This is a genomic window from Streptomyces sp. NBC_01635 (genome assembly GCF_045209715.1).
GTDB classification, from domain to species: Bacteria; Actinomycetota; Actinomycetes; order Streptomycetales; family Streptomycetaceae; genus Streptomyces; species Streptomyces hirsutus.
This window is the reverse complement of record NZ_CP109277.1, coordinates 6,821,562-6,844,947: the sequence shown is the minus strand read 5'-3', so window position 1 is coordinate 6,844,947 and position 23,386 is coordinate 6,821,562. Positions and strand designations below refer to the sequence as shown.

The window sequence follows — 23,386 nt, the reverse complement described above, 5'->3', positions numbered from 1 at the left end:
CCCGCACAAGCGGAACGGTTCGCCCCGCGCCGTGGCCCTAGCGTCCCGCACATGACCCTGCCCCGCCTGTCGCCGCCGCCCATGTCATCCCCGTCCTCCTCCCCGGCTTCCGTCGCCCCGTCCGCCGGGGCTTTCCCCGGGGAGGGCGCCGCCCAGGGGCGCCCGGACCGGCCGCACCTGACCGAGCTGTTGCTGTCCGCCTTCGCCGGGCATCGCAACACCGGGCTCCCGCTCGGGCCCTTCACCCTGCTGGCCGGGGCCAGCGGCAGCGGCAAGACCAGTGCCCTGCGGGCCTACGAGGCGCTCGCCCGGCTCGGGGGCGGGGCCGAACTCGGCGAGGCCTTCCCCGAACCGGACGCGTGCGTGCCGGAACGGGCCCGCGCCGACGCGCAGGACCGCCGGGGCTTCCGCATCGGCTGCACCGCCGACGGCCCCGAGGGACCGGTCCGGCTCGAGGTCGCCGTCCAGGCGGAACCCGGGCTGCGGATCGTGGGGGAGCGGCTGACGGCGGACGGTGTGGTCCTGCTGGAGACCGCGCTGCGCGACCCCCGGCGCCGCACGGTGCAGGCCGCCTGGCACACCGCCGGGGCCACCCCGGTCACCCGTGGCCCGCTGCCCGACGACCGTCTGGGCACCGCGCTGCTGCCGCTGCGCGTCGCCGGCCGGACGCCCGGCGAGCGCAGGGTGCTGGCCGCGGCCGAGCAGATGGTGGTGGCCCTGCGCTCGGTCTTCGCCTGCGACCCCCGGCCCGACGGCATGCGCGACCCCGTACCGTCCGGCACCGGGCGGCTGCTCGGCGACTGCGGCAACCTCGCCGACGTGCTGTGGCGCACCCACGCCGAGTGCGCGATCCGGTACGGGCTCCTGGTGTCCGCCGTGCGCGCCGGATGCGCCGGGCCGGTCGCCGGCCTGCTCGCCGAACCGTACGGCGGTGGACTGGTCCGCGCCCTGCTCGACCGGGGCGACGGAATCCGTACCGAGCTCGGACGGCTCGGCGACGGCGAGCTGCGGTACGTCGCACTCGCCCTGGTGCTGCTCACCGGACCCGGTGTACTGGAGGTCGACGCGCCGGGCGAGGTCCCGGCCGCGCTGCAGACCCTCACGGTGCTCGCCGACGGGCTGGACCGGGGCATGGACCCGCACCAGCGCGTGGAAATGCTGCGGCTGGCGGCGCGGATGTGCGAACGCGGGCACATCCGGCTGGTCGGCTCGGTGAGCGACGCCTCCTGGGTCGCGGGGGTGGGCGGCGTGACGGTGGTACACCTGGACCGTGACTGACACGCCCGACCCGATGCGCCCCACCGCCCGCGCCGCCTCCACCACCCCCGCCGGCCGGTCCGCCCCGCTGGACGTGGCCGGACTCCAGCGCAGGCTCGCCGAGTTCGCCGCGGCGCGGAACTGGGAGCCGTACCACACCCCGAAGAACCTCGTCGCCGCGCTCAGTGTGGAGGCCTCCGAACTGGTCGAGATCTTCCAGTGGTTGACGCCGGAGGAGTCGGCCCGCGTCATGGAGGACCCCGACACCGCGCACCGCGTCGGCGACGAGGTGGCCGATGTGCTCGCGTACCTCCTCCAGTTGTGCGAGGTGCTCGGCATCGACCCCCTGGCCGCGCTGGACGCCAAGATCGACCGCAACGAGCACCGCTTCCCGGTCTGAACGGGCTCTTCGGGGACTGCCCCTCCGCAGACTGTTCCTCCGCGGAGGGGGCTTCTCCGTTATCACTCTCCGCAGTCGATATGTCGACCGTTTTCGAATTGTTGTCCGCAGATTTCCACCTTCCGACAGGTGTTCTGTCTCAAACGGTCTCACTCTGGGTAGTGAACAAGGAAGTTGGGCGGACGCGTGGGCAGCGCGTCGGACAGACAGGGGCGGCGCATGGACGCTGTGCGGCTCATAGCGACGAGCAGGCGGGCCCTCACCACCGCCGGCGATGTGCCGGAACTCTCGGCCGAGGTGTGGCAGGCGCAGGCACTCGCGCAGGCGATAGGCAGTCGCCTCGCGGTCACCGGCCCGCCCGAACTGCGCGGCGAGGCCTTGGGGCTGACCGAGCTGGCGGGCCGCGGCTGCGGCGTGCTGGACACCCCGAGGCTCGGCGCGGGCGAACTGCGCGCGGCCCTGCTCACCGACCTGGGTGACGCCCGGCAGGTCCTGCTGCACCTGGGCGGACTCCTCGGCGAGGTCGGCATCGCGCTGGTCGGCATGGCCTCCGTGGCGGACGACGAGACCTCGTACTGGCAGTGCGTGGAGGCCATCGACGCGGCGGACGAGTCCCGCGACCGCGTCCTGGAGATGCTTCGCAAACTGGCGGACCGCGACCGGACCCTCGCGGAACGCGAGACCGGCTAGACCGTGCTGGGGAAGTGGTGAGCCGGCCGGTCGACCGTCCGAGGGGAGAGAGGGGATGACGGGCGGCCCTCCAGACGCCGAGGGCGCGGGCGATGCCGTTGACGCCGGTTGAGGTGGTGACCTTGTGCTCGCCGCGGGTGCCGTCACGCCGGACGATCCCGTAGCCGCCTTCCACCAGGACGGCCACTGAGGCGGACCGCACGTGGTCGTCCTCGTCGGGCTGGACGACCACGAAGGTGTTGCCGGAGTCGTCGAGGCCGCTGATCACCATGAACAGCGCGTCCTCGGACGGGTCGTCGACACGGTCGACGGCGCTGCAGCGCATTCGCCCTCGACCACCTCGTCCCGCTCTCCCGCGGCGGCCACCTGCTCGAACCGGCCAACGCCCGGCCCGCACACCGGCGGTGCAACGGAAGCCGCGGCAACCGGACCACCACCGCCAAGTCGGAACGATGCTTCAGGCAGTGGTGAACCTCTCGGAGGCGGTAGTTCCGACACCGCGACGGGAAGAACGAGTCCATGGACGATCCCCGGACGAACCGCACACCTGCCGACGAGGCCGTCGACCAACGTCTGTGGGAGTGGGTAGTACACGAAGACTCCATGATCTACGAACGCGGGAATCTCTTCCTGGTCGCACAGTCTCTGCTGGTCGTGGCCTACTCGACCGTACTGACGACCGATCAGACAGCGGCCCGGGTGATCGCCGCGTTCGGGCTCCCCCTCACGTTCGTCTGGCTGTACGCAGGACACCGGCACCTCCGGTACTCGACTGCAGTACAGGCCCGAACAGCGGAAAAGCTCCCGGACTACGCCGCGACGCGAGCAGCGACACGGCAAGCAGGCGTGCGCGCCACACCGGTCATCGTCTACGCCCTCCCGTCTCTGGCCAGCATCATGTGGATCGTGCTCCTGGTGATCAGCTAGGAGCGACACGGGTACGGCACGGGACCACGGACCGGCCGGGCCCTGCTGGGTCTGAGCAGGCAGGATGGGGGAATGGATCTCCGTATCTTCACCGAGCCCCAGCAGGGGGCCACCTACGACACCTTGCTCACCGTCGCCAAGGCCACCGAGGACCTCGGCTTCGACGCCTTCTTCCGTTCCGACCACTACCTCAAGATGGGCTCCGTGGACGGCCTGCCCGGCCCCACCGACGCCTGGATCACCCTCGCCGGTCTCGCCCGCGAGACCCAGCGCATCCGGCTCGGCACCCTGATGACCGCGGGCACCTTCCGCCTCCCCGGCGTCCTCGCCATCCAGGTCGCCCAGGTGGACCAGATGTCCGGCGGCCGCGTCGAACTCGGCCTGGGGGCAGGATGGTTCGAGGACGAGCACAAGGCGTACGGCATCCCCTTCCCGAAGGAGAAGCTCGCCCGCCTGGAGGAGCAGCTGGAGATCGTCACCGGCCTGTGGGCGACCGAGACCGGGCAGACCTACGACTTCCACGGCACGTACTACGACCTCACGCGGTCCCCGGCGCTCCCCAAGCCGGCCCAGGCCAAGATCCCGGTGCTCATCGGCGGCCACGGCGCCGTCCGCACCCCCCGGCTCGCAGCTCGATTCAGCGATGAGTTCAATATGCCCTTCGCTTCGATCGAGGACAGCGAGCGCCAGTTCGGCCGGGTGCGCGCCGCCGCTCAGGAGGCCGGCCGCGACCCGGGCGACCTCGTGTACTCCAACGCGCTGATCGCCTGCGTCGGCAGGGACGAACAGGAGATCGCCCGCCGGGCCGCCGCGATCGGCCGCGAGCCCGACGAGCTGCGGACCAACGGACTGGCGGGCACCCCCGCCGAGGTCGTCGACAAGATCGGCCGCTACGCGGAGATCGGCGCCCGCCGCATCTACCTCCAGATCCTCGACCTGCCCGACCTCGACCACCTGGAACTGATCTCCTCCCAGGTCCAGTCCCAGCTCAGCTAGCCTCTCCGGCCGTGCGGGCAGCCTGCCCGCACGGCCCACACGACCGTGTCGGCCGTGCGGGCAGGCTGCCCGCACTCCCGGCAGGCCTGCGGACGGAGTCTCGCCGTCCTCGCACTTGAGGTCGCAGAAGTGGGTCACTGGGACGGCTACGGCTCGCACTTCAGCTCGCCCCAGACCTGCTTGCCCCAGCGCGACAAGCTGCTCCACATCCTCCGGTTCGGCTGCTCCTACGAAGCCGTTGCCGACAGCACATGCTCAGCGACCACGATCCGCAACCGCCGTGACGAGTGGATCCGGCTCGGCGTGTTCGCCCGGCTCAGACAGCTCGCGTTGGAGGCGTACGACCGGATCGTCGGCCTCGTGCCGGACCGGATCGCCATCGGCGGTGCCATCACCAAGGCCCCCGGCGGCGGAGAAGCCGCCGGACGGTCCCCGCTCGATCCGGTGCGTTTGTGGTGCGGCCGTGGTGCGCACACCAGACTTCGTAACCTTTGATCGCTAGCTCTATGTGGCTCGGTCAACGACTGGGGGGGCGTGTCAGTCGCTGCAACGTCGCCGAGGGCCGTAGCCGGTCGGGGCCAGCTGCTGTGGGTGCTGCACTTCGCTGCTGAAGCGGCACCCTTGTGACCGGTGCCGAGCATATTGAGCAGTGGTCGCGTACCCCCTCACGAGATGATCTTTCCTGTGACAGAAGCGGCAGGCTTGGGCATCGACGACGACCATGAATGGGTCGAGGGTTTGGCGTGGGCTCACGGTCTGGTATCAGCGGACCCCGCTGAGCGCGCTGCTGCCCTCGACCGTCAGGCTGGAGCCCGCATGGAGGTCGAGGCTGCGTTTGACCGGTTGAACGAAGGCCGGTTCCCCAGGCTGTGGTTCAGAGCCAGGATGCGGGCTTACCGCAGGGCCTGCGGTCGCTGCTTTCCGGGAGCGCTGTGGAGCGGGAGCGAGTACGCCCACGGGGAAATCAGCACGTGGCCGCGGTTGCCCCTTGCGCTGCTCTTCCTGGAGTGGGAGGCACGCTATCCACAGGAGTGGACGGAGCACGCCAAGGCCTGGGGTGCGAAACAAGCTCTGATCCGTGACCTGGCCGCCGCTGACCACGATCAGTATCTGAGAGCGAAACTTGTCGACCTGGTCGACCTCGCTGTGCAGCGGCCCTATCGGTGCAAGGACCGTGAGTACGTGCGTGTGGCCCGGGCGGTGGACGGAGACGAGCTGCGCGGCAGGCTCCACAGGGCTCATCGCTCGGGGAAATCGTGGGCACAGCTCCACGCGGGCTACGTTCTCCGGCTCCTGGACCATCCCGAGGTGCCGAACACCCGACATGTTTGGAGGACGTGGCTTGCCGGCACTCGCACCTGCTGATGCAGGGCGCACGCTTTCCCACTGTGCTGGCGGGGTGTGGGTGTGTGCACAGGGGTGTTCACCTGCGTTCATGGGCGGCTCGCCACCGGATGGGGACCGGCTTCCGGTCTCGGCTGAACGACGGTGAACCAGGCTGAACGAGACGGAAAGTGAGACGGGCGCGGCGGTCGTTGTCAGTACAGCCTCGTACTGGGCCGTACTCGGCTGTTTGGCCGACGAAGCGAGATGCCGTGCCGGGCGTCGCGAGCGTCGAAGGCCTTCGACCTGTGACCATGGAGCGTTCATTAAAAGTGATCGACGAGGAGCTCCAGGCCACGGGGCCGATGTGTCGCCGCGTGGGGTGCTCGTGGAAACGGGCTGTAGGTGATGTGGTGGACTGGTTGACCTCGCTGCCGGCGGTGGTGCTGGTTGTGGGCGGACTCTTACTTGCCTTACTGGTCGCGGCCGTGGCGCGGATCGGCGTCCGGATGCTTGTACCGGTCGAGGAACGGGACCGGGTGCCGCAGATCGCCACGCCCCTGATGCCGACACTCGGCGCTGCCTTCGCGATCTTTGCGGCACTCTCACTGGCCAGCGAGGCCGGCTACCTGCGCGCAGCAGAGGGGCTGGTGAGCGACGAGGCGGCCGCGGCCTCCCGCCTGGCATGGGCGGCGACAAGTCCGCGAGTCCAGTCGGAGCCGATCCATGCGGCGCTGCTGGACTACTTGCAGACCACGCGTGCCAAGGAATGGAAGAGTCCAGCAGCGGCGTCCGGTGACGACCCGGCCACCGCTCGCGCGATCGCAGGGCTGGAGCGAAGCGTGCGCGCCGAGGCAGCCCGGCCCGAGGTGGGAAGCACGACAGGCACGGAGCTGGTGGTCTCCCTGGACGACGTCACCAATAGTCGGCGCGCCCGCATCGCGGCCGCCTCGCGCGAGGTTCCCACGCTCTACGTCGTCACGCTTCTGGTCAGCGGACTGGCCTTGATCGTGAACTCCGGCGCACTGGTCTTCCGCAGCAGCCTGCGAACGTCACTGCTCATCGTGGGTGTGGCGAGTGTGGTCGGGCTGAGCCTGGCGTTGCTCTTCGCACTCAGCGCGCCCTGGAGTGGACCGTTGATCGTCAGTGGGCATCCACTCGATGCCGTCATCGGGGACCTGAAGTCCGGCTTCTTCCAAGGCGGGCCGTAGGCGGCGGGCGCGATCAGTACGCCAACTTCTTGCCCCGGGTCTTGTCGGGGATTTTGGTGAGCTGGGTTTTCGCTGGTCAGGATGGTGTTCATGGGTGGTCGAGTGGTCTTCAGTGGTCGTCGTCGGCCACTGTCGAGCGACCTCGGACGGCCCAGAGACGGCCCAGTCGGCGGAAGCGGCCCGCCACTGTGCGGTGATGTACTTCTTCCATGTTCCACCACTCCTCGGCTGCACCGTCCAGCGCACAACTCGGATGACGACGGGCTCCGGTCGGCGCTAGCGTGCGGCGATGATCAGCAATGAGGGAGCACACCTGGGTGCGGAGGCCGCGCGTCGCCTGGCAGAGACAGGTCTCTATGAGCTCGAGCCGGGGCTGACGGACGCCGAGTTCGCGCGCATCGAGCGCGAGTATGGCTTCGAGTTCGCGGACGATCACCGAGCATTTCTTGCGGCAGGCCTTCCGGTCAACGTTCCTCCCGACGACGGGCAGACCTGGTCCAGGCCGTGGCCGGAGTGGCGCGGCGGTGATCTGAACAGTTTGCGTCGACAGCTCGACTGGCCGGTCGAAGGTGTTCTGCTCGCCGTCGAGCACAACGGGTACTGGTACGAGGGCTGGGGTGAGCGTCCAGCTGGACTTTCCCCGTGACGTTGGACACTCGATGCTTACGCCGCGAGGGCATGTCCTTGCTCGTGCCGCTGCCGGATCTCCAGCGGGGTCAGGTAGCCCCAGTGCGGGTGCTTCCGTAGCCGCTTGCGGTTGTAGAAGGTCTCGATAAAGGTGAAGATCTCGGCGCGGGCGGTGGCTCGGTCGGGCCAGCGGCGGGTGCCGATCTCTTCCTTCAGTACTGCGAAGAACGACTCGGCGACGGCATTATCGAAGCACGAGCCGGTCCGGCCCATGCTCTGCCGCAGCTTCAACCGGCCTATCTCCCGCCGGAGTTCCTCGGACGTGTACTCACTGCCGCGATCCGAGTGCACGATGCAGCCCGGCTGGAGCCGACCGCGGCCGGCGGCCATCGCCAGCGCGTCGACGACCAGGGACGCCCGGTGGTGGCCGGCCATCGAGTAGCCGACGATCTCGCGGGTCGCCAGGTCCAGCCAGGTCGCCAGGTAGAGCCAGCCCTCCTCGGTGGCGATGAAGGTGATGTCGCCGACCAGCTTCTCGCCCGGCGCGCTCGCCGTGAAGTCGCGGCCGATCAGATCCGCAGCGGGCACCGCCTTCTTCGCCGGGCGGGTCAGTGAACGGCGTTTGCGCCGGGTGATCCCGGCGATGTCGCGCTCACGCATGATCCGCTCCACGCGCTTGCGGTTGATCCGCCTGCCCGACCTGCGCAGTGCGGCGTGGATGCGCGGCACTCCGTATGCGTGTCTGGAGGCGATGTGCAGCACGGTGATCTCGTGGGCCAGGGCGTCGTCGGCGGCCTGGCGGGCGGCGCGGGCCTGCTCGCCGGCCCGCCAGGCGTAGAACGAGGACCGGGCAACCTTCAGCAGCCGGCACAAGAGAGCAACACCATGGGTGGTCTTCTCCGCTTCGATGAACACGTACACGTCGTTCACCGATCGCTCTCCTTCGCGAAGAAGACCGCCGCTTTTCGCAGCACCTCGATCGTCTCGGCCTGCTCACGGGCCAACTTGCGCAGCCGACGCAGCTCCTCCCGCTCGGCCGTCGTCAGCTCGCCCGGTGCCCCTGGCCCTGGTCGACCTGGTCCTGCCTGACCCAGTTGCGCAGCCCCTCGGCGCTGACGCCGAGTTCCCGGGCCACCTCGGTGACGGTCCTGCCGGAGGAGCGGACCAGAGCGACCGCGTCCCGCTTGAACTCCTCCGTGTACCGCCTACTGCGGTTGCTCTTGTTTCCCACCTGGCACTACTTCCTCTGGAACCTCACGTCCCAGTCTCCAGGTGTCCAACATCAAGGGGAAGCTTCAGAACACCGGCACAGGGGACGGTCGACCGGCGCCTACGGCGAATGCGCGGCTCCTGGACATGCGGACCCACCAGTCCCGAGCCCGGTCCCGGACACGCGTGAACCCCTACTGTCTCGTCTCACCGAAGGTTGAGCGTTCTCACCGAACTTTGACCGCCTCAGTCGGGTCTGCCCGCCCTCGGCACCCGACTGGTGAGAACAGGAGGCGGGCTCCTCAACTGCCTTGAGGAGCCCGTCGGCACATGCCGGTCTCGGGTTCTACCGCGTCGGTCAGACCTGAAGGATCAGCGCTTCCACCTGTTCGAGCGTCGTCACGCTGGCCTGGGCCGCGGCCCGGACCTTCGTCAGCTTCTCCATCCACTCGATCCGCTGCTCGGCCGGGAGCGCGTCCTCTCCGAGCTGGACTCGCAGGCGGTGCGCCTCTTCGAAATCCGTCATCAGGGTGTGGGCGGAGTCCACGGCCTGCTGGTAGCCGCTCTCGACGAGTTCCACACGGGCGGGCAGCTCCCGGCGCAACGTGGCCAGCTGGTCGTGCGGGTCGGCCGGCGGAGCGCCGTGCACGGTAGCAGTGGGATCCGTGCTGGTCCCGGCCGTGGGGGACGTGGTGGTGCTTCCGAGGCTGCCCGGGGCCGGGCGGCCAAGCTCCACGGGGAACGTCTCGTCGAACCAGGCCTTGTCGGCGACGTAGTGGGTGGGCCGGCCCTCGGTGTCAGGAGCGATCACCATCCCCGCGGTGATCGGCGTCCGGCCCTCAACCCAGTGCCGCTCCCCGTAACAGACCAGAGGCTCACCGCCTTCCGTCTCGGGCGGCTGCGTCGCGTCCGGGTGTTCCAGCACGGCCTTTGCGAACGCGAGGAGGAGTGCTCGGCTGATGTTCGGGGCGCTGGTTGCCGTGTACGCCAGAGTGAGGGCGGCGAGGGCGCTCTTGGGGGTGCGGCGCACACCCTTGCGTCCGTCGCCTGCCTCGCTGCCCTGGCCAGCGGTGATGAACGGTTGCGGAGCGTGGATCAGCGCCGGTGCCATGCGCTGGACGAGGGCGGCCCAGGCTGTCGCGTCGCCGGCCTCTGCCCCGAGGAGGAGCACCTTGAGTGACCGCGGGTCCTGCCCGGCGCCCTTGGCGGTCTCCGGGACACCGAAGAAGCCGAGGGCAGAGAGGATGTTGCCCCGGTGCAGGAACAGTTGGGCGATGGCGGCAGACCACAGGCGGGTGCGTGCCTCTGCTGTCTTCGCCTTGGTCTGGCTCCACGCCGGTTCTTGCAGCGTGCCCCTGACGACCGGCCAGAAGCGCCCCGTGTCGCGGACGGTGCGTGCGTTCGTCCGCTTCGGGGCCTCGGGCGGGATCTCGGGGAACACGAGTGCGGTGATGGCGCGCACCGCGATGTCGCGGAGCACGGTGGAGGAGACGTCGTTGCCCGCGGGCACGAGCGGCACGAGTGGGTCGAGCGGTCCGTTGGCGGTCAGCGCGTCGCGCACCCCGACCAGGTCGAGGAGGTCCGCGCCGCGCGCGTCGGGAAACGCCTCGGCGAGCGCGTCCGCGAGGAGCGATTCCCTTGCGTATGCGTCGACGAGCGTCGCGAACAGGGCAATCAGGCGTGCGTCCTCGTCGTAGGGCTGGATGCCGCGCAGGTGGTCGTTGACGTTCAGCGTCCTCAGAACGTGTTCCAGCGCCGCCGGCTTGGTGCAGCCGATCACGATCTCCGCGGAGACCGTGGCGATCTTCTGGGCCCGGACCGATGGGTCGGTCGCCTCCGGCTCTGGCTTGGCGGCGGCCTCGTTGAGCCGGTCGGAGAGCCGGTTCAGGATCTCCCGCTGGCCCAGCAGCAGCAGCTCGGGATCGGCCTTCTTGTCCTTCGGCATGGGCAGGAGGGACTGGGGCATCCCCGTGACCAGGTGTTCCGGACGCACACGGAAGATGTTGAGACGGGCCAGTGCGCGGTTGTTGCCGGTCACGGCGGCCAGCCGCCACAGCTTCGACACTGTGCCGTCCGGGCGGGTGATCTGCCACTGCTGCAGGACGTTCATGCCCTTGGAGAGCTGGCCCGCGTCCACGAGGGACTCGGCCAGGTCGTAGCCGCGGGTCTTGCCGGCACGTTCCAGATTCTCGGCGGCGTACCGCTGCATGTGAACGGCCACCTCGTACGGTTGCTCGGCGAGAGTAAGCGCCGCCTTCGGCTCCCCGTCCTCCTCCGCCGCCCGGACCACAGGACGCGGCCGCCGGCCACCGAGGGCGGTGAGTAGGGCCTGGCGCTCACCTTCGAGTTCCCCCACGCGGCGCTCAGCGTCCTCGTGCTTCTGCGTGGCCGCCGCCAGGGCCTGCGCGGCGTACGTGTCGTCGCCGGCCGCGCGGCGGCAGCTCTCCCGCTCCTTCTCCGCGGTCTTCGCGGTCTTCCTGGCTTCGTGCAGCGCCAGCTCGGCGGCGATGAGGTCCTTGACGCGCTGGCCGGCCTCAGCAACGGGCGGCGACCAGCAGCCGACGGTGCGGTCGTTGAGGTCCCATGGGACCACCGCAGCGCCATGGGCGTCACACATCAGCAGGAGTACCTGCTCGTCGCCGGCCTGCACGAGACGGTAGGCCGAGGGCTTGAGCACCTTCTTGCCGCTCCGGCTGGCGATCAGGCCCCTGATCTCGGTGTCCGGGAGAGCGGTGGCCAGCCCCTCGGTGATCGCCTGCCGGGGAGGGGGCACGACCCCGTGTTCCGCGCAGGTGTTCTCGATGGCGTCCGCGAGGTTCCGGCCCCAGGCGTCGGTGCCGATATGCGGGAAAATGCCGTCGCGTCGTTTCGCGACCATGATGTTGTCCTTCCACCCGGGCGTGCCGGGCGAACACAGAAGCTCTCGTCTCTCGGGAGCGTGTCACGCGCCCGAGCGCCGAAGCCTCGTGCCGACGAGGAACGAGCCAATACCCTGCAGAAGGGTGTGTGGCGGTCCTCGCCCCGTACGGCCCACCTGCCAACGCCCGAAGAACGATCAGCCCCAACAACGCCTCGGTGGCGTCTGGACGTCTCGCAGCTTGCTCCTGCTCCGCCGACGGCGGCATGAGGCGGACGCCGGTGATGAGCCACCGACGTGCACCACGGAATCTGCCACCCGCGCCCGTGCAATGCCGAACTAGCACGGCGGAGTTCATTAGATCAGGTGAACTAGCAACCAACTATGCTGCTCACAGGCCGATTTGAGGTATCGCACGATAACAACGGAGCGGTGTCAGCTGGCAAGCCGGGCTATGAGGTTCTGACCTGCGGGCCGTCGGCGGTGAGTAACTTCGACCTGCGCGGTACCCCTGGCTCAGTAGGCCCGCAAGGCGGTCAAAGTTCGGTGAGAACGCTCAACCTTCGGTGAGACGGGACACCTACGGCCGGTTCGAGCCCGACATGAACGGCCACCTGGAACTGGACCTGACCGCCCGGGCCCGCTGGAGCGGTGACGGTGCCCGGCCCCTGCACCCCGAGGACCGGACGGCGGCGGCCCCGCGTGATCAGAGACGGGGCCGGGCATGCCGCGGAGACATTCGCACGCGGACACAGCCATCACAGGGACTCCGTGTCCGACCGGCCTGCGTGCAGGCGGGACGCCTGCTTTCCCGTCTCAGCGAAGTCCGGCCGATCTCACCGGAGTTCGACTGTGGTGCCCCACCGGCGGGTGTGGCCCGGGAAGCGCGGTGTCAGAACGGGGGTTCGGTGCAGAACGTGCCCGTCCAGACGGGTGCGACCGGCTCGGATGTGCGCTGCTGAAGAAGGGCCACGGCATCCTTGACCCGGCCGAGGTCGATGAGGTAGCCGGCCAGAGGGCCGCCGTTGGCGGGGGCGTGCGGTTCGAGAACGGTGACGGCCTCCTCGGCCCGACCAATCTCGGCGAGTAGGTCGGAAATGGTCCAGGCCGCGTACCAGGTGTCGCCCTCGGGATGCGCCCGCGCCTGCTCGATTGCCTCATCGAGCAGACCGCAGTCGGCCATGAGCCGAAGTCGCATCCTGAAGAAGTCCCGTTCCTCCTCGCCGCCGCGGCGCGTCTTGAGTGCGTCGAGGTGTGCCAGGCCGTCGTGGGCGCGGCCGTGGTCGGCGTACAGGGCACACAGTGTGTCGACAAGCCAGTCCTCCACGCCGCCGGGTGAGTCCACGAGCGTGTGCATCACCTCAATCGCCTCGTTCCCCCGGCCGTTCCGGGCCAGGAGCCACGCCAGTTGCACCACACCGCGATGCCGGCGGACCGGTGAGCCGTCCGTTTGCCGGTACGCGGCGATCGCGCCCTCCACGTCACCGCGCTCCTCCAGCACCTCAGCGAGGCGCCGCGCGGCGTGCCCGTGGTACTCGGACGCCGCGTACGCGCGCAGTTCCCCGATCCGGTCGTGCCGCGCCAGCAGATCGGCCAGTCGGTCGTGGTTGTTGACGGAGGTGATGTGTTGCCGGGTGTGCAACAGGGCGATCGCTTCGCCGACGCGACCCTGGCGCTCACGGACCGCGGCAAGCAGGCCGATTGCCGTGTCGGGGCGAGGCCGCAGCAACACCACGGGGTGTCGCACCGGTGCTGGGCCGGGATACGGACGGCCAGCAACGCGGCGATGTCCTCGTCCCGGCCCGTCTTCTCGTGATGTCGACCAGAGCGGTGGCGAGGAGCCGGTCCTCGATTCCGGCACTCAGCAACACGACCGCCTTGTCCTGGCGTCCGTGCCGGGTCAGCAGTCGTGCGAAGAATTCCAGCGCGGTCCCTCCGACCTCTGCGTACGGCCGGGCCAGCGCGATCGCCTCCTCTGTCCGCCCCCAGCTCTCCAGCAGTTCCCCCTGGGCCCAGGCGGCGGGCCACCAGCCCGTGGCGACGTACGGAGCGAGCATCTCCAACGCCTCTGCCTGCCGACCCTGGTCACCGAACAGCCGCGTCCACTCCCGCGCGCAGAACCATTCCCCACGGCCGGCCTGGAACTCCACTACCTCTCCATGGCCGAGCTCGAGAAGCCGGGAGACCAGGAGCGGAGGAACGCAGCCGGACAAGATCCGGGTCCGGTGGTCAAGCCCAGCGGCGTCCATGGCTGTGCACCCTAGCCACCGCCCCCGACATCGGCTTGCGACCTCTGCCGGGAGTGGACAAGGTCCCGGCCGGAACGTCGGGCCCCGCTCAGCCCCGGCGGCGCGCGACGGGGTCTTCCTGAGCGACGTGCCGGGCGACCGTGTCGACGCCGGGGCGGGCGTACCGCTCCGGGAACGCACGGAAGCGTGCCGGGAACGGGCCGGCAGCATCGATGGGGAATGCCGTTCCTCGGCATCGTGCGTGAGGGCGCTGTGTGGGCAGACTGCAAGCGCTGGTCGACGAGGTAGGCACAGCGGCGGCGTGGCCAAAAGCCGTATCTCACCGGCAACGATCAGAAGCATGCCTGGCGGGGCAGGCGGCCCAGTGCGGCACGGAACCTCTCCCGCCCTGCCGTGACGCTCGCGTCCCACAGGCTTGAAGCGTCACCCCTCAGGGAGAGGGACTGGAGCCGTTGTTCCTCGGCGAGAAGGCTGACACCCGCCACGTTCTGGTCCAGCAATCCCATCGCGGTGAGCGCTGCATGGCCGCAGGACACCGCGTCATCAGCGTTTCCCGAGCCGTGGGCCAGCAGGGCATACCGCAGGCTGAGGACAGCGAAGAAGGCGTAGGTGTCGGCGACATCAGTGATCCCCTCCTCGTCCGGCTGAAGCTCCGGGAACCGCTCCAGCAGGCGTACGCGTTCGGCGGCGTCGGCCAGCGGCCGGTCGGCATACCAAAGATCGCGCACGGACTCCGCGTAGAAGTCCAGGTCGGCTTCCCGCCCCGGCGCGCTCGCCCGCAGGCCCACGAACAATGACGCCATGCGTTCGGCGCAGGCGGCGACATACAGACGGGGCACCTCGCCGCCCCCGCCACGAAGTGCCTCCGCGACGGCCCCCTCCACCAACGTCTCCACGCCCCGCCCCTCATCCCGTTCGAGCAGATCGACAGGCTACACAGCGGGCTGACGGCCACAGCTCGACAAGCCAGGGCCCTGAGGTTTCCGGATAGCCCCGTTCACCGGGCTGAGCCCGCGGCAGTTCGGCAAACCGGTCACTGCGACGCGGCGCGAGGGCGCGGACCCGGTACGCAAGGGCCGGCCGTGGAGCCTGCCACTGGGGGACCGGATTCTGTCGCTGGTGCCGGGTTCCTCGAACGGGGTGCGCGTATCGGCTTCGTCGAAGGCGAGTTGGCGGCACGGGTCTGCCCCATATCCAGGGGGCCCGGGTGTTGAACTGGGCTTTTGCGAGGCGTGTGGCGTGTTCGATCTCGGGCGGTCCGGCGAAGGACTGGCCTGCGAGCCGCCTCGGTGATCCGCGGCTCGTGGCCCTGCCCGCCCAGATCTTCCCATCCATCCAGGCCCAAGCGGTTGAAGCGGTGCAACCGGCGGCGAACCGTTCGGGAACTGCACCCCGGCTCGTCCGGGATGGCGGACACTCGTTGCCCGGACCGGCTCAGCTCGATCATCTGTGCCCGCAGTACCAGATCACGCGGCGCCTTACGCGCCCGCGACAGCCGACGCACGACTCGTTTCTCGCTCCCGTCACGGCCCGGCCGTGCCCGCAGCACCACCGTTCAGCACCCGCCCCCGAGCACCCGAACCACCCCGTCACCAGGACATGTACCCAGCGAAAGGGGAGCCCGGCACTATGGCCTGTCTTTCGGATCTTCCGTTCTGATTGTGCTGAGCAGAACCGTGTGGACGATCATCGGGTCGTGAACACGGACTATTGGACGGTGCTCGAGGACTCCGAGCGGGATCTCTGGCGGTACGTCCCACGTCAGACCATCGGACCGCTGGACTTTGGAATGAGCCGGGAGGCCGCCGTCACCGCCATGGCGGAGCACGGCTTCACCGCGGAGCAGCACAACATGGGGAGCTGGCACTCGACAGGCCGTACTCAGTGGCGCGTCGAGTTCCTCAAGCCGCGACCGGCCTTGAGCCGTCCCGCGGTCAAGTGCTACTTCGTCGAAGGCGCGGGCCTGACGTGCGTACTGGTCGACGGACTGCTCGGCCCGCAGGTAACCCACGAGCGGGTTCGTCTGATCGGCCGCGTTCCATCGGAGCTTTTCGAAGACATGGAGGCGTACGCGATCCAGCACGACACAGGGCTCCGGTCCAGTCCAGGAGGGGACCTGTCCGTCGACGCCTTCGAGATCGAGCTGGGCGCACAGCGAGCCGGCGACACCGTGGTCACCTGGGCCCTCTTCTTCAACACCGGAGAGATTGCGGGCACCTCCTGGGATATCGCCCCCGAAGAGATCTGGCACCACTGGTAGGGCTCCTCGTCCCTGGCGCGACGTGGCCGGTGGCTTCCGGTCACCTCGTGGACCAGATGAAGATGCCCCCGATATGGAGTACGGCAAGGCAAACGGTTGCGGTCTTGTCATACCGAGCGGCCGGTCCGCGCCACTGCTTGAGCTTGCCGACACACCGTTCAGCTGTGTTCCGCTGCTTGTGGAAGTCGCGTTCAAAGGCCGGAGGCCGCCCACCGTGGTTGCCCAGTCACTTACGATGTGCGACCTGGTCCGCCGGCTGCGGAATCACCGCACGGATCCCACGACGACGCAGGTGACTGCGGATCGCGCGGGACGAGTACGCCTCGTCGGCCAATACCACGGCCGGCGTCGTTCGCGGCCTGCCGACCGGCTCGGGTACCCGGATCCGGGCCATGACCTCCTCGAAAGCGAGCGCATCTCCGGCTCGCCCAAGCGTGACGACGAGGGCGAGTGGCAGTCACGTATACGTGCCCGGTCGACCACCCCGGCGTTGGACCCTGCCCAGACCAGACAACCAGGGGCGAGTCCGTGTTCGCGGGGCGGTCGTGACGACACTCCCGACCGACCCATCGGACAGAACCTGGGCAGACGGGCGCGTCGAGGACCCGGCTCACGGGGCTCGTCGAGGCGTCCCTCGGATGTCCGGGGTGGGTTCAGGCGGCTGCTCCGGAGGGGGTGACGCGGAGGGGGCAGATCACCGGGGTGCCGTGGACCGGGTCGGTGAGGATGGCGCTCTCCACGCCGTAGAGCTCTCGGACCAGGTCGGGGGTGACGATGGTGGACGGCGGGCCCTGGGCGACGATCGCGCCGCCCTTGAGGGCGATCATGTGGTCGGCGTAGCGGCAGGCGGTGGTCAGGTCGTGGAGGACCAGGACCGGGGTACGGCCCTGCGCGGCCAGCGACCGGACCAGTTCGAGCACTTCCAGGGCGTGGCCCATGTCGAGGGCCGAGGTGGGTTCGTCGAGGAGGAGGATCGGGGTCTCCTGGGCGACGGCCATGGCGATCCAGGCACGCTGGCGCTGCCCGCCGGAGAGGGTCTCGAGCGGGCGGTCGGCGAGGCCGTGCAGGTCGGCGGCGGTGAGCGCCTCCTCGACCGCGCGGGCGTCGTCGGCGGACCACTGGCGCAGCAGGCCCTGGTGGGGCTGGCGGCCGTAGCGGACGAGGTCGCGGACGGTGAGGCCGTCGGGGGCGATCGCGGACTGGGGGAGCATGCCGATGGTGCGGGCGATCTCCCGGGTGGGGATCCTGGTGAGTTCGCGGCCGTCGAGGAGGACGGCGCCGCCGCGCGCGGGCAGGGTGCGGGCGAGCCCGCCGAGGAGGGTCGACTTGCCGCAGCCGTTGGGGCCGACGATGACGGTGACCTGGTGTTCGGGCAGCGCGAGGTCGAGGCCGTCGACGACGACCCGGGAGCCGTGGGCCAGACGCAGGTCGCGCGTGCGCAGACGGCTGTCCGGCTCGGCCGGGTGCGCGGAGACCGACTGGTCCGGGTTCACAGGGACCTCCTGGTACGGGTGGTGAGCAGCAGCCAGAGCAGGTACGGGCCGCCGACGACGGCGGTGACCAGGCCGACGGGGATCTCCAGCGGGGCGAGCACGGTGCGGCCCAGCAGGTCGGCGAGGAGGGTGAAGAGCGCCCCGGCGAGGGCGGAGAGCAGGACGGGGACGGTACGGGGCCCGGCGATGCGGCGGGCGGCCTCGGGAGCGGCGAGGGCGATCATGCCGAGCGGCCCGGCGACGGCGACGGCGAGGCCGCCGAGGACGACGGCGAGGGCGATGACGGCCAGGCGCAGGCCCTTGATGCGGACGCCGAGACCGGAGGCGACGGAGTCGGACAGGCGCAGCAGGAGCAGTCGGCGGCCGAGGACCATGGCGAGCGGCAGGACGACGACCAGGGCGAGGGCGAGCAGGGCGACGGCGTCCTGGTCGCGGCTGTTGAGGGTGCCGACGGTCCAGCCGTAGGCGGCGTTGGCCGCGTCGGCGGCCGAGCGGGCGAGGACGAGGCTGGTGACGGCGCCGAAGACGGCGCCGACGCCGAGGCCCACGACGAGGAAGCGGTAGCCGCCGCGTCCGGCTCCGCCGCTGAGGGCGAGGGTGAGGGCGGCGGCGGTGGCGGCGCCGGTCAGGGCGGCCCCGCTGGGCAGGAGGCCGGTGGTGAGTCCGGTGACGGAGGCGACGGCGAAGGCGGCGGCGCCGTCGTTGAGGCCGACGCTGTCGGGGGTGGCGAGTCGGTTCTGGGCGAGGGTCTGCATCAGGCAGCCGGCCGCGCCGAGGGCGGCGCCGACGGCGAGGCCGGCCTGGAGGCGCGGCAGCCGCAGGCGTTCGACGACGAGCAGGTCGCGGGGGGTGCCGTCGCCGAATAGGGCGCGCAGCGCGTCCAGCGGGTGGACGAAGATCTCGCCGACGGCGAGGTGCACCGCGCTCGCGGCGATCAGCACGACCAGGGCGGCGGCGGTGCCCAGCAGCGGCTTGCGCGGTATCAGGACGGCGTACGGGCCGACGGCCACGCGCCAGGTTCCGGGGACGGCGAGCGAAGGAAGGCGGGCGGGTGCCGCGGGCTTGGTCGCGGTCGCCGGTCCGGGCGGGGCGGGATGCGTTGTCACAGCGAGGGCAACCTGTGGGATCGGACGACGGCGACCAGGACGGGTGCGCCGAGCAGCGCGGTCATGACGCCGAGGGGCATCTCGTAGGGGCGGGCCACGAGCCGGGAGACGACGTCGGCGGTGAGCACGGTGGCGGGGCCGAGGAGGACGGAGACGGCCAGCAGCCGGCGCAGGTCCGGGCCGACCAGGGCGCGCGCGGCGAACGGCACGACGAGTCCGACGAACGCGACGGGGCCGGCCAGGGCGGTGGCGCCGCCGACCAGCAGGGCCACGGCGGCGACCGCGACGGCCCTGACCCGGCCGGGTTTGTGGCCGAGGCCGGTGGCCACGTCGTCGCCGAGGCTCAGGGCGGTCAGGGCGGGGGCCACGAGGACGGCGAGGAGAAGTCCGAGACCGACGACGGGGACGACGGCCCACAGGTCCGCCAGTTCCCGACCGGCCACCGATCCGATGGTCCAGAAGCGGATCTCGTCGGCGGCGCGGGCGTCGACGAGCAGCATCACCGAGGAGCCGGCGGCCATCAGCCCGCTGAAGGCGGCGCCGGCGAGCACGAGGCGGACGGGGTCGTCCCCTGCGCCGCGCAGGCGGGCGGCGCCCAGCGCCAGCAGGCACCCCGCACCGGCCCCGAGGACCGCCACGTAGGGGCCGAGGGTGGCGGCCGAGGCGCCGAGCACCAGGGCGACCACCACCGCGAAGGAGGCTCCCGCGCTCACCCCGAGCAGGCCCGGTTCGGCCAGCGGGTTGCGGGCGGCGGCCTGGAGCAGGGCTCCCGCGATCCCCAGGGCCAGACCGACGGCGACGGCGACCAGCGTGCGCGGCAGCCGCAGTTCGAGCACGGTGAACCGGACATCGCCGTCGGCGCCGCCCAGCAGGGCGGACAGGGCACGCTCGGGCCCGACGTCGCCCGCACCCAGGAGCAGGCTCGCCACCACCGCGGCCAGCAGGACCCCGGCGCCGGGGAGCAAGCCGCGCAGGAACAGCGCACGCAGCGTCACAACCGCCCCTCCTTTCAGATTCAACCAAGGTGAGGTTAACCTAACTTTGCTTTCGCTATACATCCACCTCCCCTGGAGACACCCATGCCCAGAAGCCGCTCCCCGCTGCGCTCCGCCGCTCTCGCTCTGGCCGCCGCTCCCCTGGTCATGACCCTGGCCGCCTGCGGAGGGTCCGGCTCCGCCAACTCCGGTGAGAACAAAGGAAACTCGGCGGCCGGCGGGACCGAGCGGGTCGTGCAGACGGCCTTCGGTGAGGTGAAGATCGACGGCACACCCAAGAAGATCGTCACCCTCAGTGACGTCTCTTTGGACACCGCCCTGTCTCTCGGCATCACCCCGGTGGGCACCAGCGCCGCCCGGGGCTCGGAAGGCGCTCCCGCCTACCTGGGCGACCAGGCTGCCGACATCCCGCTGGTCGCCACGGTGCGGGAACCCAACGCCGAGGCGATCCTCAAGGCCGAGCCGGACCTCATCCTCACCGGCCCCAACCTGGAGAAGTCGCAGTACGAGACGCTCTCCGCCATCGCCCCCACCATCGTCCCGGCCGCCGGTGACTGGCGCTCCGGCCTCGACACCTACGGCGAGGCGCTGGGCAAGTCCGACGAACTCGACAAGAAGATCGACGCCCTGGTCGAGCGCGCGGGCGAGGCGGGCGACGGCGCCAAGGGCACGGGCGTCGTGATGCGGTGGATGCCGGGCGGCCCGATCGTGATGAACTCCGCCAACATGCCCACCGCGATGCTGGAGGAGGCCGGTCTGTCGCCGCTGCCGATCGCCAAGGACCTCGGCAAGCAGCCGCACTCGGACCCGCTGTCCCTGGAGAACCTCACCAAGGCCGACGCCGACCACGTCTTCATCGCCACGCTGAACGCCGAGGGGGACGAGGCGCTGGAGGCCGCCCGCTCCGAGAAGGCCTTCACCCGGATGAAGGCCGTCAAGGCGGGCCGGTACCACGGGGTCGACGGCCAGGTCTGGAGCAGCAGCAACGGCCCGATCGCCATGGAGAAGGTCATCACCGACATCGAGAAGGCCCTCGGCAAGTGACCTGAGCCGACACGGGCAGGCCGACGGCCCCGCGATCCGAGAAGGGCGCGGGGCCGTCGCCCGGCCCGGGCAGCCGCCCCGACCGCCCATGCCCGAGAGCGGACACGAAGGACACCCGGCCGACAGCCGGGACCACACGCACCGGACCGCGCGGGAGCCGGCTGTCCCGCCCGGGACGGCGGCGGCGAAGTCGTCGGAGACCTCGACGCACTCGCCTCCGTCCTCCCGGAAGGGCCTCGTGAAACGCACTCGCTCCGAACAGCCGGGAGTTCTACGCTCGCCCCATGACCAAGCCCCTTGTCGCCCTCCTGAGCGGCGCAGGCATCTCCACCGATTCCGGCATCCCCGACTACCGTGGCCCCAATGGGCTGTGGCGGAAGGATCCGGAGGCGGAGAAGCTCGTCACGTACGAGTACTACATGGGCGATCCGGAGATCCGGCGGCGGTCCTGGCAGATGCGGCGCAAGAACCGCACACTCCAAGTGGAACCCAACGCGGCGCACCGGGCCGTCGTCGAGCTGGAGCGGTCGGGTGTGCCGGTCAGGGTGATCACGCAGAACGTGGACGGCCTGCACCAGCTCGCCGGGATGCCCACCCGCAAGGTCCTCGAACTCCACGGCAGTGCCCGCAGCACCGTGTGCACGAAGTGCCATGCCCGCGGGCCGATGGGGGATGCCCTGGCCCGGGTCGAGGCCGGCGAGGACGACCCGTCCTGCCCGGAGTGCGGCGGCATCCTGAAATCGGCGACGGTCATGTTCGGTGAGCGCCTCGACCCCGTGGTCCTGCACGATGCGCTCGCCATCACCAAGGCCTGCCAGATCTTCGTCGCCGTCGGCACCAGCCTCCAGGTCCAGCCCGCCGCCGGTCTGGCCGGCGTCGCCGCGGATCACGGCGCCCGGCTGATCATCGTGAACGCCGAGCCCACTCCGTACGACGACCGGGCCGACGAGGTCATCCGGGAACCGATCGGCACCGCACTCCCCAAGCTGCTGCGCACGCTGAGCGACAGCCCGCGGTGAGTCGAGGGTCCGGCGGCAGGCCCTGTCCTTCCGCCCCGACGTCCGGCCGGCGCTCACGGCGCCGGCGTCCGACGCGCGCCTGCGCCTCCGGTGGAGCGCCGGGGTTTCAGGCCCGCGCGATGCCTGGTGGATCGAGGGCCTCCACGACGCGGGCCGCTGCCTCGCCGAGGGCTCGCTTCTGCTCGGGCGTGAGGCTGTCGAACACGTAGCGGCGCACGGCGTCGACGTGCTCGGGCGCGGCGGCGGCGACCTTGTGCCACCCCTCGTCGGTGAGCCTGGCGAGGGTGTACCGGCCGTCGGTGGGGTCCGGGACGCGCCGTACCCAGCCGGCCTTCTCCAGGCGTGACACGACACGCGACAGGTGGGACAGCGCCATGTTCGCGACGGCCGCGAGTTCGCTGAGCCGGAGCGTCCGTTCCGGCGCCATCGAGATCTGCGAGAGCGCGTGGTACTCGGGAAGGCTCAGGTCGGAGTCCCGACGAAGCTGCGCGTCGAGCCGCACGGGCAGCCACACCGCCATCGTCCAGACCGCGAGCCACGCCTCGGATTCTTCCGGCGCGAGCCAGCGCGCCCCCTCCTCGGACTCCATGGCCACCACCCTAGCATTCACTTGACACGGAAAGTGAATGGTCCGTACAGTCACTTTCCGAGGAAAGTGATCGATCCGTGACCTGCAGGCGGGGGGGTCCACAGGCCGCGGCACGACACGCACCACCACGCACCACAGCAAGGGACCCCGAATGACAGTCAACGTCCGGACCGACCTCGTCGCCCTTCCTCGCACCGGCCTCACCGCCGTTCCCCTGGTTCTCGGCGGCAACACGTTCGGCTGGACCTCCGGCCGCGAGGAGTCGTTCGCCGTGCTCGACGCCTACGCGGGCGCCGGTGGCACGCTCGTCGACACGGCCGACGCCTACTCGTTCTGGGTGGAGGGCCACACCGGCGGCGAGTCCGAGACGCTCCTCGGCGAGTGGATGGCCGCGCGCGGCAACCGGCACGACGTCGTCGTCGCCACCAAGGCCGGCCTGCTCCCGCCGTTCGACCAGCAGGACCGCGCATCCGTCACCGCGGCGCTCGACGCCTCACTGAAGCGCCTGCGCACCGACCACGTCGACCTGTTCTACGCCCACCAGGACGACGAGAACGTGGCGATCGAGGACCAGGCCGCGACCTACGACGAACTCGTCCGCTCCGGCAAGGTCCGTCACGTCGCGCTCTCCAACTACGCGCCCGAGCGCATGCTCCGCTGGTTCGAGCACGCGACCGCGGAGAACCTCGCCGTGCCGGTCGCGATCCAGCCCCAGTACAACCTCGTCTTCCGCAAGGACTACGAGCAGGGCTACCGCCCGGTCGCCGAGAAGTTCGACGCGGCCGTCTTCCCGTACTTCTCCCTGGCCTCGGGCTTCCTGACCGGCAAGTACCGCTCCCTCGCGGACCTCGAGGGCCGGGCCCGCCAGGGTCTCGCCCACGGCTACCTCTCCGAGCCCGGCCTGAAGGTCGTCGACGAGGTCGTCCGCGTCGCCGAGGCGCACGGCACCGAGCCGGCCACGGTGGCGCTCGCGTGGCTGCTCTCGAAGGGCGTCACGGCGCCCATCGCCTCGGCCCGGACGGTGGAGCAGCTCCCGGCCCTCCTGGCCGCGCCGTCGCTGCGGCTCACCGAGGCCGACATCGCCGCCCTCGACACCGCGTCGCAGCCTTTCGCCTGAGCTTCGCCGCCGACCGC

General features: G+C 70.5%; 21 protein-coding genes and 7 pseudogenes. 15 read left to right on the top strand and 13 right to left on the bottom strand.

The features are described 5' to 3' along the window. Positions 1 to 51: 51 nt before the first annotated feature. The 3 genes from OHB56_RS31750 (at position 52) to OHB56_RS31740 (ending at position 2,347) form a co-directional block, all read left to right on the top strand. Positions 52 to 1,278 (top strand): ATP-binding protein, encoded by a 1,227-nt coding sequence (locus OHB56_RS31750; protein WP_406356999.1) that lies wholly within the window; start codon positions 52 to 54, stop codon positions 1,276 to 1,278. Between the two features lie 13 nt (positions 1,279 to 1,291). Further along, on the top strand, positions 1,292 to 1,657 hold the full coding sequence (locus OHB56_RS31745) for a nucleotide pyrophosphohydrolase (protein WP_326757192.1): 366 nt from the start codon (positions 1,292 to 1,294) through the stop codon (positions 1,655 to 1,657). A gap of 219 nt (positions 1,658 to 1,876) precedes the next feature. After that, positions 1,877 to 2,347, top strand: a complete 471-nt coding sequence (locus OHB56_RS31740; RefSeq protein ID WP_326755322.1) for a DUF6099 family protein — start codon at positions 1,877 to 1,879, stop codon at positions 2,345 to 2,347. Between the two features lie 58 nt (positions 2,348 to 2,405). Here OHB56_RS31740 and OHB56_RS31735 read toward each other — a convergent pair. Further along, a pseudogene (locus OHB56_RS31735) lies at positions 2,406 to 2,672 on the bottom strand (hypothetical protein); the annotation flags it as partial. 32 nt (positions 2,673 to 2,704) lie between these two features. Here OHB56_RS31735 and OHB56_RS31730 point away from each other — a divergent pair. From OHB56_RS31730 to OHB56_RS31700, 7 genes and pseudogenes are all read left to right on the top strand, one after another. Further along, positions 2,705 to 2,818: pseudogene (locus OHB56_RS31730) on the top strand (HNH endonuclease); the annotation flags it as partial. Positions 2,819 to 2,866: 48 nt separating this feature from the next. Then, positions 2,867 to 3,274, top strand: coding sequence for a hypothetical protein (locus OHB56_RS31725; protein WP_326755323.1), 408 nt, complete (start codon positions 2,867 to 2,869; stop codon positions 3,272 to 3,274). A 72-nt stretch (positions 3,275 to 3,346) separates the two neighbouring features. Then, positions 3,347 to 4,270 carry an LLM class F420-dependent oxidoreductase gene (locus tag OHB56_RS31720; RefSeq protein WP_406356997.1) on the top strand — a complete coding sequence of 308 codons (924 nt, stop codon included), beginning with the start codon at positions 3,347 to 3,349 and terminating at the stop codon, positions 4,268 to 4,270. A 192-nt stretch (positions 4,271 to 4,462) separates the two neighbouring features. Then, positions 4,463 to 4,711, top strand: a pseudogene (locus tag OHB56_RS31715) (IS5/IS1182 family transposase); the annotation flags it as partial. Positions 4,712 to 4,972: 261 nt separating this feature from the next. Next, entirely contained in the window at positions 4,973 to 5,635 is a 663-nt protein-coding gene (locus OHB56_RS31710; protein ID WP_406356995.1) for a hypothetical protein, read from the top strand. Between the two features lie 290 nt (positions 5,636 to 5,925). After that, positions 5,926 to 6,804, top strand: coding sequence for a hypothetical protein (locus tag OHB56_RS31705; RefSeq protein ID WP_406356993.1), 879 nt, complete (start codon positions 5,926 to 5,928; stop codon positions 6,802 to 6,804). Between the two features lie 289 nt (positions 6,805 to 7,093). Further along, a complete protein-coding gene (locus OHB56_RS31700; protein ID WP_406356991.1) occupies positions 7,094 to 7,450 on the top strand; it encodes a hypothetical protein in 357 nt (118 codons plus the stop codon). 17 nt (positions 7,451 to 7,467) lie between these two features. Here OHB56_RS31700 and OHB56_RS31695 read toward each other — a convergent pair. The 6 genes and pseudogenes from OHB56_RS31695 to OHB56_RS31670 form a co-directional block, all read right to left on the bottom strand. After that, positions 7,468 to 8,382 (bottom strand): annotated as a pseudogene (locus OHB56_RS31695) (IS3 family transposase); the annotation flags it as partial. A gap of 91 nt (positions 8,383 to 8,473) precedes the next feature. Next, positions 8,474 to 8,662 carry a transposase gene (locus OHB56_RS31690; RefSeq protein WP_406356989.1) on the bottom strand — a complete coding sequence of 63 codons (189 nt, stop codon included), beginning with the start codon at positions 8,660 to 8,662 and terminating at the stop codon, positions 8,474 to 8,476. A 336-nt stretch (positions 8,663 to 8,998) separates the two neighbouring features. Further along, complete coding sequence (locus OHB56_RS31685) at positions 8,999 to 11,518, bottom strand: hypothetical protein (protein WP_406356987.1); 2,520 nt, start codon at positions 11,516 to 11,518, stop codon at positions 8,999 to 9,001. A gap of 871 nt (positions 11,519 to 12,389) precedes the next feature. Beyond that, positions 12,390 to 13,139, bottom strand: coding sequence for a tetratricopeptide repeat protein (locus tag OHB56_RS31680; RefSeq protein ID WP_406356985.1), 750 nt, complete (start codon positions 13,137 to 13,139; stop codon positions 12,390 to 12,392). Between the two features lie 34 nt (positions 13,140 to 13,173). After that, on the bottom strand, positions 13,174 to 13,647 hold the full coding sequence (locus OHB56_RS31675; protein ID WP_406356983.1) for a hypothetical protein: 474 nt from the start codon (positions 13,645 to 13,647) through the stop codon (positions 13,174 to 13,176). Positions 13,648 to 14,078: 431 nt separating this feature from the next. Continuing rightward, on the bottom strand, positions 14,079 to 14,642 hold the full coding sequence (locus OHB56_RS31670; protein WP_406356981.1) for a hypothetical protein: 564 nt from the start codon (positions 14,640 to 14,642) through the stop codon (positions 14,079 to 14,081). 91 nt (positions 14,643 to 14,733) lie between these two features. Between OHB56_RS31670 and OHB56_RS31665 the strand changes: the two are divergent. Then, a pseudogene (locus OHB56_RS31665) lies at positions 14,734 to 14,859 on the top strand (IS5/IS1182 family transposase); the annotation flags it as partial. A 277-nt stretch (positions 14,860 to 15,136) separates the two neighbouring features. Here OHB56_RS31665 and OHB56_RS31660 read toward each other — a convergent pair. Further along, positions 15,137 to 15,193: pseudogene (locus OHB56_RS31660) on the bottom strand (hypothetical protein); the annotation flags it as partial. A 249-nt stretch (positions 15,194 to 15,442) separates the two neighbouring features. On the opposite strand from OHB56_RS31660, the gene OHB56_RS31655 reads away from it, so the two are divergent. Continuing rightward, the gene (locus OHB56_RS31655; RefSeq protein WP_406356979.1) at positions 15,443 to 16,006 is read left to right on the top strand and encodes a hypothetical protein; all 564 of its coding nucleotides are present in this window, start codon (positions 15,443 to 15,445) and stop codon (positions 16,004 to 16,006) included. Between the two features lie 40 nt (positions 16,007 to 16,046). Here OHB56_RS31655 and OHB56_RS31650 read toward each other — a convergent pair. The 4 genes and pseudogenes from OHB56_RS31650 to OHB56_RS31635 all read right to left on the bottom strand — a co-directional run. Continuing rightward, positions 16,047 to 16,460, bottom strand: a pseudogene (locus OHB56_RS31650) (transposase); the annotation flags it as partial. A 199-nt stretch (positions 16,461 to 16,659) separates the two neighbouring features. Continuing rightward, the gene (locus tag OHB56_RS31645; RefSeq protein ID WP_388222176.1) at positions 16,660 to 17,499 is read right to left on the bottom strand and encodes an ABC transporter ATP-binding protein; all 840 of its coding nucleotides are present in this window, start codon (positions 17,497 to 17,499) and stop codon (positions 16,660 to 16,662) included. Further along, the gene (locus OHB56_RS31640) at positions 17,496 to 18,605 is read right to left on the bottom strand and encodes a FecCD family ABC transporter permease (protein WP_406356978.1); all 1,110 of its coding nucleotides are present in this window, start codon (positions 18,603 to 18,605) and stop codon (positions 17,496 to 17,498) included. Before OHB56_RS31640 ends, OHB56_RS31645 begins: the two co-directional genes overlap by 4 nt. Continuing rightward, entirely contained in the window at positions 18,602 to 19,600 is a 999-nt protein-coding gene (locus OHB56_RS31635) for a FecCD family ABC transporter permease (RefSeq protein WP_406356977.1), read from the bottom strand. Before OHB56_RS31635 ends, OHB56_RS31640 begins: the two co-directional genes overlap by 4 nt. Positions 19,601 to 19,684: 84 nt before the next feature. Here OHB56_RS31635 and OHB56_RS31630 point away from each other — a divergent pair, with 84 nt between their 5' ends. Together OHB56_RS31630 and OHB56_RS31625 are read left to right on the top strand one after the other, a co-directional pair. Then, positions 19,685 to 20,644 carry an ABC transporter substrate-binding protein gene (locus tag OHB56_RS31630; RefSeq protein WP_406356975.1) on the top strand — a complete coding sequence of 320 codons (960 nt, stop codon included), beginning with the start codon at positions 19,685 to 19,687 and terminating at the stop codon, positions 20,642 to 20,644. A 284-nt stretch (positions 20,645 to 20,928) separates the two neighbouring features. Further along, on the top strand, positions 20,929 to 21,663 hold the full coding sequence (locus OHB56_RS31625; protein WP_406356973.1) for an SIR2 family NAD-dependent protein deacylase: 735 nt from the start codon (positions 20,929 to 20,931) through the stop codon (positions 21,661 to 21,663). A gap of 106 nt (positions 21,664 to 21,769) precedes the next feature. Here the strand turns inward: OHB56_RS31625 and OHB56_RS31620 are convergent, their stop codons facing one another. Continuing rightward, positions 21,770 to 22,252, bottom strand: coding sequence for a MarR family winged helix-turn-helix transcriptional regulator (locus tag OHB56_RS31620; protein ID WP_406356971.1), 483 nt, complete (start codon positions 22,250 to 22,252; stop codon positions 21,770 to 21,772). Positions 22,253 to 22,403: 151 nt separating this feature from the next. Here OHB56_RS31620 and OHB56_RS31615 point away from each other — a divergent pair, with 151 nt between their 5' ends. Further along, a complete protein-coding gene (locus OHB56_RS31615) occupies positions 22,404 to 23,369 on the top strand; it encodes an aldo/keto reductase (protein ID WP_406356969.1) in 966 nt (321 codons plus the stop codon). Positions 23,370 to 23,386: the final 17 nt, after the last annotated feature.